This is a genomic window from Streptomyces sp. ST2-7A (assembly GCF_021390475.1).
Classification (GTDB): Bacteria; Actinomycetota; Actinomycetes; order Streptomycetales; family Streptomycetaceae; genus Streptomyces.
This window is the reverse complement of record NZ_JAJUWS010000074.1, coordinates 1-10,312: the sequence shown is the minus strand read 5'-3', so window position 1 is coordinate 10,312 and position 10,312 is coordinate 1. Positions and strand designations below refer to the sequence as shown.

The 10,312-nt window shown below is 74.0% G+C and carries 8 protein-coding genes; 6 read left to right on the top strand and 2 right to left on the bottom strand.

Translation table 11 applies throughout. From position 1 onward, the window contains the following. Positions 1-107: 107 nt before the first annotated feature. Both LZF96_RS26060 and LZF96_RS26055 read right to left on the bottom strand, forming a co-directional pair. Entirely contained in the window at positions 108-887 is a 780-nt protein-coding gene (locus tag LZF96_RS26060; protein WP_233877289.1) for an ECF subfamily RNA polymerase sigma factor, BldN family, read from the bottom strand. A 577-nt stretch (positions 888-1,464) separates the two neighbouring features. Beyond that, positions 1,465-2,289, bottom strand: a complete 825-nt coding sequence (locus tag LZF96_RS26055) for an HAD family phosphatase (RefSeq protein ID WP_233877287.1) — start codon at positions 2,287-2,289, stop codon at positions 1,465-1,467. 390 nt (positions 2,290-2,679) lie between these two features. Here LZF96_RS26055 and LZF96_RS26050 point away from each other — a divergent pair, with 390 nt between their 5' ends. The 6 genes from LZF96_RS26050 to hemB all read left to right on the top strand — a co-directional run bounded on the left by LZF96_RS26050 (position 2,680) and on the right by hemB (position 9,824). Beyond that, on the top strand, positions 2,680-2,919 hold the full coding sequence (locus LZF96_RS26050) for a glutaredoxin family protein (protein ID WP_233877292.1): 240 nt from the start codon (positions 2,680-2,682) through the stop codon (positions 2,917-2,919). A gap of 421 nt (positions 2,920-3,340) precedes the next feature. Further along, complete coding sequence (locus LZF96_RS26045; RefSeq protein ID WP_233877285.1) at positions 3,341-4,162, top strand: redox-sensing transcriptional repressor Rex; 822 nt, start codon at positions 3,341-3,343, stop codon at positions 4,160-4,162. Continuing rightward, positions 4,159-5,877 (top strand): glutamyl-tRNA reductase, encoded by a 1,719-nt coding sequence (locus LZF96_RS26040; RefSeq protein WP_233877283.1) that lies wholly within the window; start codon positions 4,159-4,161, stop codon positions 5,875-5,877. The genes LZF96_RS26045 and LZF96_RS26040 overlap by 4 nt, the downstream gene beginning before the upstream one ends. Beyond that, positions 5,874-6,866, top strand: coding sequence for a hydroxymethylbilane synthase (hemC, locus tag LZF96_RS26035; RefSeq protein WP_233877281.1), 993 nt, complete (start codon positions 5,874-5,876; stop codon positions 6,864-6,866). Before LZF96_RS26040 ends, hemC begins: the two co-directional genes overlap by 4 nt. Continuing rightward, complete coding sequence (locus LZF96_RS26030) at positions 6,863-8,572, top strand: uroporphyrinogen-III synthase (RefSeq protein ID WP_374203337.1); 1,710 nt, start codon at positions 6,863-6,865, stop codon at positions 8,570-8,572. The genes hemC and LZF96_RS26030 overlap by 4 nt, the downstream gene beginning before the upstream one ends. 259 nt (positions 8,573-8,831) lie before the next feature. Next, positions 8,832-9,824, top strand: coding sequence for a porphobilinogen synthase (hemB, locus tag LZF96_RS26025; protein WP_233877279.1), 993 nt, complete (start codon positions 8,832-8,834; stop codon positions 9,822-9,824). Positions 9,825-10,312: the final 488 nt, after the last annotated feature.

Here is a 10,312-nt window from a genome sequence, read left to right as displayed (position 1 = left end):
CGTTTTCACCTCCCGGACGAAGGGAGCCCGGGAGGTGAAAACGCGGGACGTGGGGTGTGGGGACGTGGGGTGTGGGGGTGTCGGACGGTCGGGCATCGGGATGCGGTTCAGCGCAGGTCGGGTGGGAGCAGTCGGGCGAGGGTGCGCACGGCCCGGTACTGGAGCGTCTTGATGGCGCCCTCGTTCTTCCCCATCACCTTGGCGGTCTCGGCGACCGAGAGGCCGCTGAGGAAACGCAGACTGACGCACTCCTGCTGCTGGGGGTTGAGCCGGCGCACCGCTTCGAGCAGGGCGGCGTTCGAGAGGCGCTCCAGCACCGAGTCCTCGGGGCTGCGCACCATCTCGTCGGGGTCGAGCATCTCCCCGGTGGTCACCTCGAGGCGGGTACGGCTGGACTTGTAGTGGTCGGCGACCAGATTGCGGGCGATGGTCACCAGCCAGGCGCCGAAGTCCCGTCCCTGCCAGGTGAAGGTGCCGATCCGGCGCAGGGCGCGCAGAAAGGTCTCACTGGTCAGGTCCTCGGCGGTGGCGCGGTTGTTCACGCGGTAGTAGATGAAGCGGTGGACGGTGTCCGCGTAGTGGTCGTACAGCAGGCCGAAGGCCTCACCCTCCCCTGCCTGGGCGCGCTCCACCAGATCCATGGTGCAGACGGTTCCGCCGTCGGCGGTCGGACGACGGGCGGCGGGGACGGTGGGGGCGCCGCCGCGTCCGCCGCCGGCGCGGCCGGTGGATCGACCGCGCGCGGGGGCGTCCTCGGCCAGCGCGTAGGCGGGACCGGCGAGGACGGGATCGGGTCGCGCGACCGCGGCCAGGGCGTGCAGGTGGGGGGCGACCGCCGTGCGCAGTGCGGCCAGGCCCGAGGCGTCAGCCCGGACGTGTGGGTACACGGGACTCCCAGAAGCAGAGCGTTCGAACACGTGCAGTACGGGAACCGGAACCCGTCACCTGGTGGGCGGACGGGGCCGGGTGCGTCCGAGGAGAATAACCCTTCGTGCCGGATGTGCTACGCCGGGTTGCGAAAGTCGCCGTTTGCGTTCGACTGTTTACGGTTTGGGGATGGCGCGCTAGGGGAAAGCCATGCCGAAATCGATCATTTGGCGATTGAAAGTGTCGTTTTGAAGACGGCAAACGACGGTCCGGCCGAACCGGCGCGGCGGGAGAGGGTTCCACCCCCGGACCCGGAGCGGGTGAAACGAGTGCTCCGGGGACCGTCCGGTCGCGTGTCCGGGGGAGACCGGGGAACCGTGCCCGGAACGAAACCGGCGATCACCGTGATCCGACCGTCCCGGGGGCATCGCCGGTGGCCCGGTGGGCCGGCGCCCACCGCGAACGTACGCGCGGTTACGGGGTCGTCGGGGGAGGGCCGGGAGGCGCGGGACGGTCGGGAACGCGCCGGGGGCGCGGGACGGTCGAGAAGACGGGGAGGTGTGGAAAGCGGGGGAAAGGGGGTCACCCGGTGGCGGATCAGCCCCGGCGGCGGCGGTTGGCCAGCGCGACGAACGCCCCGCCCGCGACGGCCCCGGCCCCGGCCACGGCGGGCACGCCGACCCGGACCGCCTTGCGACCGGTCCGGTAGTCCCGTTGCAACCACCCGTGCTCGCGCGCGTGCGCCCGCAGTCGGCCGTCCGGGTTGATCGCGTGCGGCCGGCCCACCAGGGAGAGCATCGGCAGGTCGTTGGCGGAGTCGCTGTAGGCCGCGCACCGGCTCAGGTCCAGGCCCTCGGCGCCGGCGAGCGCGCGCACGGCCACCGCCTTCGCCGGGCCGTGCAGGGGTTCGCCGACCAGACGGCCGGTGTAGACGCCGTCGATCGACTCGGTCACGGTGCCCAGTGCGCCGGTGAAGCCGAGCCGGCGGGCGATGATCCCGGCCATGTCCACCGGGGCGGCGGTCACCAGCCAGACCCGTTCGCCGGCCTCGAGGTGGGCCCCGGCCAGTGCCCGGGTACCCGGCCACATCCGCTTGATCAGGTATTCGTCGTAGATCTCCTCGCCGATCTCCATCAACTCGGAAACCCGGTGGCCGCGCACGATGGACAGGGCGTTGTCGCGGACGTCGGCCATGTGGCCGGCGTGCTCGGAGCCGACGGTCCGGAACCACAACTGCTGCCAGGCGAAGCGAGCCAGTTCCCGTTTGCGGAAGAACTTCCGCTTGTACAGGCCCCGCCCGAAGTGGAAGAGGGCGGCCCCCTGCATGACGGTGTTGTCCAGGTCGAAGAAGGCCGCGGCCCGCGGATCGAGGGGGATCCCGGGGGCGGCGAGCGGCGATCGGTCCGATGTCGCGGAGGACATGCGTCGAGCATAGTCGTCCCGGCACCCGGGGCGGGTTGCGCGGTGATGGCCCCCGGACCACCGTCGGGGTAACCCCGGGCGGCGACCGGCGGACGCGCGCCGGGGCGTGTGGGCGGGAGCGTGTGGCCGGGGACGGGCGCCGGGGGGTGGGTTGGCGGCACAATGAGCGGCATGCCCCCCCTCACGCATTCCTCCGGGCCCTCCCCCGATCCGTCCCCCGAGGATCCGTCCCCCGCCGCCGGAGCGCGGCCCGATCCGGCCTCCGCCGGTGTGCGCGGTGGACGGTCGTGGTTCTCCCGGTCGGTCGCCGGCCGTCGCCGGGCCGCTCCCGAGCGCCCGGCCGACCCGACGAGGCGGGCGTCACCCGCCGGTGGGGAACAACCGGACCGGCTGGTGACGCTGATCGGTAAGCCGGGATGCCATCTGTGCGACGACGCCCGGGTGGTGGTGGACGCCGTGTGCGCGGAACTCGGCGTGCGTTGGGAGGAGCGGGACATCACCCGCGAGCCCGAGCTGCACGAGGAGTACTGGGAGCAGATCCCGGTGGTGCTGATCAACGGGCGGCAGCACGACTTCTGGCGGGTCCGGGAGGACCGGCTGCGGGCCGCCCTCGGGGCACCGGGACGCTGAACCCGGGGTGGTGTCGGTCCGGTGCCGAACCGGTCGGGACCGCCCGGCCCGGGCCGGAGCCGGCTCGTACCCGGTCCGGACACCGATCGGGGATCGGGTCACGGGCGCGGTCCGGGTCGAACGGCTCCGGGGTCGGCGCCCGAAGTGGCTCAGGGGGTGATCCCGGGGCCGACCGAAAACAGCTTGTTCATCCGGATTCGCCGAGTGATCCGCGAGCGTTTTGTCAGAGAGTGTCCGTACTGGTCTCGTGTGTGAGGAGTGTCATTTCGTGACCTTGTCGGTGCATGTGGCACCGGTCACTTTGGCCGGGCAAAACGGACAGTATCTTTGTGCACGCGTTCACAAAGACATAGCCTGGCGGGGATGGAGCGGACCGGTTCGGGCCGGCCGCTCACCGCTTGGCCCGACCGGCAGGAGCATCGTGGCAACTGGCCGCCCCCATCGACCGGCGACCCGCAGCCGAGGGATCCCCGAGGCGACGGTGGCCCGGCTCCCCCTGTACCTGCGCGCCCTGACCGCGCTCTCCGAGCGGTCCGTTCCCACCGTCTCATCCGAGGAACTCGCCGGCGCGGCGGGGGTGAACTCCGCCAAGCTCCGCAAGGACTTCTCCTACCTCGGCAGCTACGGCACCCGCGGGGTCGGCTACGACGTCGAGTATCTCGTCTACCAGATCTCGCGCGAACTCGGGCTCACCCAGGACTGGCCGGTCGTCATCGTCGGCATCGGAAACCTGGGCGCGGCCCTGGCCAACTACGGCGGATTCGCCTCCCGCGGTTTCCGGGTCGCCGCCCTCATCGACGCAGACCCCGGCATGACCGGTCGGCCGGTCGCCGGTATCGCGGTCCAGCACGCCGACGAGCTGGAGACGATCATCGAGGAGAACGGGGTCTCCATCGGGGTGATCGCCACCCCGGCCGGCGCCGCCCAGCAGGTCTGCGACCGTCTCGTCGAGGCCGGTGTCACCTCCATCCTGAACTTCGCGCCCACCGTGCTCTCGGTGCCCGAGGGCGTGGACGTGCGCAAGGTGGACCTCTCCATCGAGCTGCAGATCCTCGCCTTCCACGAGCAGCGCAAGGCGGGTGAGGCGTCGCCGCCGGCCGCCCCGGCCTCGATCCCCTCCGGCCCCGGCGCCCCCGCCGGCGCCGTGGTGCGCGGTCGGGACGACTCCGACGTGCGGGCCGAGGCGCGCGCCGATCGGAACGGCGAGCCGGGCGACGACCTGCCGGCGGTGATGCCGGCATGAGTCTGCTCGTCGTCGGCCTGAGCCACCGCAGCGCCCCGGTCAGCGTCCTGGAACGGGCCGCCCTCGCCCCCGACACGCGGGGCGAGCTGCTGCGCGACACCCTCGGTACGGGCACCGCGATCGAGGCCGCCGTGCTGTCCACCTGCAACCGCATCGAGCTCTACGCGGACACGGACCGCTTCCACGAGGGCGTCGCCGACCTCACCGCCGTGCTGTCCCGGCACAGCGGGCTGTCCCCCGAGGAGCTCGCCGCCCACCTCTACACCCGGTGGGAGGACCGGGCCGTGCACCACCTGTTCTCGGTGGCCTGCGGTCTGGACTCCATGGTGGTGGGCGAGGGGCAGATCCTCGGCCAGATCAAGAACGCGCTGGCACTGGCCCAGGAGGAGCAGTCCGCCGGCCGGCTGTTGAACGAGCTGTTCCAGCGGGCCCTGCGGGTCGGCAAGCGTGCCCACAGCGAGACCGCCATCGATCGCGCCGGACAGTCGCTGGTCACCTTCGGGCTCGAGCAGTTGGCCCGCGCCGACCTCTTCGCGGCGGGCGACGCCGAGGAGCTTCCGGCCCCCGGGCCGCCGGCGCCGGGCGCCGAGGCCATGCCGGACGTCCCGGCGTGGATCGATGGCAAGCGGGTGCTGGTGATCGGTGCCGGTTCGATGTCCTCCCTGGCCGCGATGACGCTGGCCCGCGCCGGCGCGACCGAACTGGTGATCGCCAATCGCACCCTCGCCAGGGCCGAGCGGCTGGCGGAGAACCTCAACGAACTGCGCGGCGTCGGTCGTGTGCCCGGCGGAACCCTCTCCGCCCGGGCCGTGCCGATCAACGCCATCTCGCTCTCCGCCGAGCTGCGCCTGGCCGACCTGGTGGTCTCCTGCACGGGGGCCACCGGCCTGGTGCTCACCGCCGACCAGGTCGCCGCCGCCCTGCGCGACCGCCGGCGCGCCACCCGTCGGCGGACCGGTCCGATCGACACGGGCGACACCACCGGAACGGTCGGCTCCGCCGGCCCGTTGCTCGCCGCCGACGGCACCCCCGTCGCCGCGCCCGGGACCGGGGACCCCGCCCCGACCCGCCCGCTGGCCCTGCTGGACCTCGCCATGCCCCGGGACGTGGACGCCGCCGCCCACGAGGTGCCCGGCGCCCGCCTGGTGGACATCGAGTCCCTCGCGGTGGCCTCCGTCGACGCCCCCATGGCCGCCGACGTGGACACCGTCCGTCGGATCGTGGACGAGGAGGTGGAGGAGTTCGGCGCCGCCCAGCGCGCCGCCGCCATCACCCCCACGGTGGTCGCGCTGCGCGCCATGGCCTCCGGCGTGGTCGCCGCGGAGCTGACCCGCCTGGAGGGCAGGCTGCCGGGCCTGGACGACAAGCAGCGCGACGAGGTGGCGCGCGCCGTGCGTCGGGTCGTGGACAAGCTGCTGCACGCCCCCACCGTCCGGGTCAAGGAACTGGCCGGGGAGCCGGGCGGAGCGGACTACGCCGCCGCCCTGCGGGAGTTGTTCGACCTGGACCCGCGCACCGCCGAGGCGGTGCGCCGGCCCGATCCGGACGGTTCGGCGGCCGTCGCGCCCCCGAGCACGCCCCTCGGATCCCCGGCCGCGCGGGAACCGACACCGGTTCCCGCCGGCCGTCCCGCCACCGGCGACGACGGCATCCACCGGTGGGCGAACACCGGTGATTCCCACGACCCCCCCACCCCGGAACAGGAGCGGCCATGACAGCCCTCAGGCTCGGGACCCGGCGCAGCAAACTCGCCATGGCCCAGTCCGGGCAGGTCGCCGAACGGGTTCGGCGGCTCACCGGACACCCCGTGGAGCTGGTCGAGATCGTCACCACGGGCGACATCTCCCGCGAGCACCTGACCGCCATCGGCGGCACCGGTGTCTTCGTCTCCGCGTTGCGCGACGAACTGCTCGCGGGTCGGATCGACCTCGCCGTGCACTCCCTCAAGGACCTGCCCACCGCCCAGCCGTCGGAGCTGGCGCTCGCGGCCGTGCCCGAACGCGCCGACCCCCGGGACGCCCTGGTGGCCCGGGACGGCCTGACGCTGGAGGCGCTGCTGCGGGCCGGCGCCGCCGACGGCTCCGGCGGCCCGGCCCGCCTCGGCACCGGCTCGCCCCGGCGAATGTCCCAGTTGCACACCCATGCCCGTTCCCTGGGTTGCGAGATCACAACGGTTCCCATCCGGGGGAATGTGGACACCCGGATCGGGTACGTCCGCTCCGGCGAGCTCGACGCGGTCGTGCTCGCCTCCGCCGGACTCCACCGGGTCGGATCGGAGGACGCGATCACCGACCTCCTCGATCCCGACACCGTCCTGCCCGCCCCCGGCCAGGGGGCACTGGCGATCGAGTGCGTCGCGTCCCGCGCCGACCTCGTCGCCGAGCTCGGTCGACTCGACGATCCGCCCACGCGGATCGCCGTGACCGCCGAGCGAGCCCTGCTCTCCGCCCTGGAGGCCGGATGCAGCGCGCCCGTCGCCGCGCTCGCCGACCACCGGACGGACGAACCGGGTACCACCGTCCTGCACCTGCGGGGCGCCGTCGGCACCACCGACGGGGTCACGTCGATGCAGCTGTCCACCACCGGTCCCGTACCGGCGTCCGACGGAGAGGCGACCGCCCGTGCCGATCGCATGGGGCGCGACCTCGCCGCCGAGATGCTCGCCAAGGGCGCGGCCGGTCTGATGGGGGAGCGAGCACAGTGAGCCCCACCGCCGCACAACCGCAGCCCGCTGCCGTACCGCACCACGCCGCGCACATCCGTCCGGCGGGCGGCGGGATGTCCGACGGGCATGTCACCTTCCTCGGTGCCGGGCCCGGTGACCCGGGCCTGCTCACCCTGCGTGCCGTCGAGGCGCTGGCCAGGGCAGATGTCCTGATCGCCGACCCCGAGGTCCACGAGGTGGTTCGCGCGCACGTCCGGGACGGCGCCGAGACCCCCTTGCAACCCGTGGTCGACCCGCTCGACGACGCCCCCACCGCGCCCGCGCGGGCCGGTGACGCAGCAGATCTTGTCATGCGTGCCGCGCGACGCGGCAAGCGGGTGGTGCGTGCCGTGGCCGGCGATCCCGGCCTGGACGGCACCACCACCGGCGAGATGCTGGCCTGCGCCGCCGAGGGCATCGTCTTCGAGGTGGTACCGGGGGTCGCCGAGGCCGTCGGCGTCGCCGCCTACGCGGGTGTCCCGCTGCGCGACCACGCGGGCACCGACGTCCGGATCATCGACGCCCGCACGGCGGACGAGCGATGTTGGGGAGAGATCGGCGGCAGTGACGCCACCGTCGTCATCGGCACCTCCCTGTTGGCGGTCGGCGCCACCGCCACCCGTCTGATCGGTTCCGGCCGCAAGCCCGACACCCCCGTGTCGGTCACCGTGGCCGGCACCACCACCCGGCAGCGCACCTGGGCCGCGACGCTCGGCACCATCGAGCGGACCCTCAAGCAGGCGAAGGTGCTGCCCGGCCCCGCCGACGGCGACCGGTCGGTGATAGCGGTCGTCGGTGATCGCGGCGACGCCGGGCAGCGCGACCAGCTGGCCTGGTTCGAGTCCAAGCCGCTGTTCGGCTGGCGGGTCCTGGTGCCGCGAACCAAGGAGCAGGCCGCCTCGCTGTCGGAGCAGTTGCGCTCCTACGGCGCGGTGACCAGCGAGGTGCCGACCATCGCCGTGGAGCCGCCGCGCACCCCGCAGCAGATGGACCGGGCGATCAAGGGCCTGGTGACCGGCCGCTACGAGTGGATCGCCTTCACCTCGGTCAACGCGGTCAAGGCGGTGCGGGAGAAGTTCGAGGAGTACGGGCTGGACGCCCGCGCCTTCGCCGGGATCAAGGTGGCGGCGGTCGGTGACCAGACCGCGCGCTCCCTGATCGAGTTCGGTGTGCGACCGGACCTGGTGCCGGGCGGGGAGCAGTCCGCCGCCGGGCTGCTGGAGGACTGGCCGCCCTACGACCCGGTCTTCGACCCGATCGACCGGGTGCTGCTGCCGCGCGCCGACATCGCCACCGAGACCCTCTCGGCGGGCCTGGTGGAGCTGGGTTGGGAGGTGGACGACGTCACCGCCTACCGGACGGTGCGCGCCTCGCCGCCGCCGGCCCCCACCCGCGAGGCGATCAAGGGCGGCGGCTTCGACGCGGTGCTGTTCACCTCCTCCTCCACGGTGCGGAACCTGGTGGGCATCGCCGGCAAGCCGCACAACGTGACGGTCATCGCCTGCATCGGCCCGGCCACGGCGCGCACCGCCGAGGAACACGGCCTGCGGGTGGACGTGATGGCCCCCGAGCCGTCGGTGCACCGGCTGGCGGAGGCGCTGGCCGAGTTCGGCGCCAAGCGGCGGGCGGCGGCGCTGGCGGCCGGGGAGGTGCTCAAGCGGCCGAGCGAGAAGCGGCCGCAGCGGCGCCGCCCGCGCGGCGCGTAGTCGGCGGCCCTCTCCGGCGCACGGTGTGATCCGCGGGTCCCGGGTGACCCCCCTTTCGGGGGCCGCCCGGGACCCGCGGCCGTTCCCGGTGGGAGGGGCGTCGGGGCGGGACGCGCCGGGGTCGGCGGGCCGGTGGGGGCGGCCCGGGTTACCGTGCGAGCGCCGGCCGGCACCCGAGCGGCCGGTGGGCCGTCGGCCCCCTCCCCGGACGGGAGCACCCGGCGGCTCCCGTCCCGCAGCGCAGGAGATCGAGACACAGGTGTTTTCCCACGGAGCCTTCCCGGACGTCCGCCCGCGCCGGCTGCGCACCACCGCGGCGATGCGCCGCATGACCGCCGAGCACCGCGTCCACCCGGCGGATCTGGTGCTGCCCGTCTTCGTGCGGGAGGGCATCGCCGAGCCCGCGCCGATCTCCTCGATGCCCGGAGTGGTCCAGCACACCCTCGACTCGCTGCGGCGGGCCGCCGTCGGGGCGGCCGACGCCGGCGTGGCGGGGATCATGCTGTTCGGCGTCCCCGAGGTCAAGGACGCGGTCGGCTCGGCCGCCACCGATCCCGAGGGCATCCTCCAGGTGGCGCTGCGGGCGGTCCGCGAGGAGGTCGGCGACACCCTGGTGGTGATGTCGGACCTGTGCCTGGACGAGACCACCGACCACGGCCACTGCGGCCTGCTGGACGAACGGGGCCGGGTGGACAACGACGCGACCCTCGCCCGCTACGCCGAGATGGCCGTCACGCAGGCGGAGGCCGGGGCGCACGTGCTGGGTCCCAGCGGCATGATGGACGGCCAGATCGGGTACGTCCGGCGCGCCCTGGACGCCGCCGGGCACGAGGACGTCGCCCTGCTCGCGTACACCGCGAAGTACACCTCCGCCTTCTACGGGCCGTTCCGGGAGGCGGTGGAGTCGGGGCTGACCGGCGACCGGATGACCTACCAGCAGGACCCCGCCAACGGCCTTGAGGCGATGCGGGAGTTGGCGCAGGATCTCGCCGAGGGCGCCGACCTGGTGATGGTCAAGCCGGGTCTGCCGTACCTGGACGTGCTGCGGCGGGTGGCCGACGAGGTGGCGGTGCCGGTGGCGGCGTACCAGATCTCCGGTGAGTACGCGATGGTCGAGGCCGCCGCCGGGAAGGGGTGGATCGAGCGGGAGCGGGCGATCGACGAGACGCTGGTGTGCTTCAAGCGGGCCGGCGCGGACGTGATCCTCACCTACTGGGCCGTGGAGGCCGCCCGCCGCGCCGCCGCGCGCTGAGCCGGCCCGGTCGCGCGGGTCCGCTGTGCCGCCGCCGGGGGACGGGCGCGCCGTCGCGCCGGGGCCGTGTCGGTCGCGGCGGCGTGGTGGGGGTTCGCTCCGCCACCGGGTGGCGGGCGGATCCGCCCCCGGGCCGGTGACGCCGCCCGGGAGGGCCGGGGTGGCGCGGTCGGCCGGGTCGTGACGATGACCGGTCGATCCGCCCGGGTGGGCCCGTGTCGCGCCCCGCCGCCCGTCGTTCCCCGGGGCCGGTCGTCCCGCGAGGGCCGGTCCGTGGTCGGCGGTGCCCGTCCCGCGCACGGTGCCCGTCCCGCGCACGGTGCCCGTCCCGCGCACGGTGCCCGGTCCGAGCACCGGTGTGCCCCGTTATGTTTTTCGCGGTCCTGCAACGGGACCGCTGGCCTCCGGGCCCGGCATGACTGTGTCCCCCTGTCGAAGGCATGACCCGGGGGGTGGTGTCACCGGGCCCGGGGGTGTTCGTCGGAGAC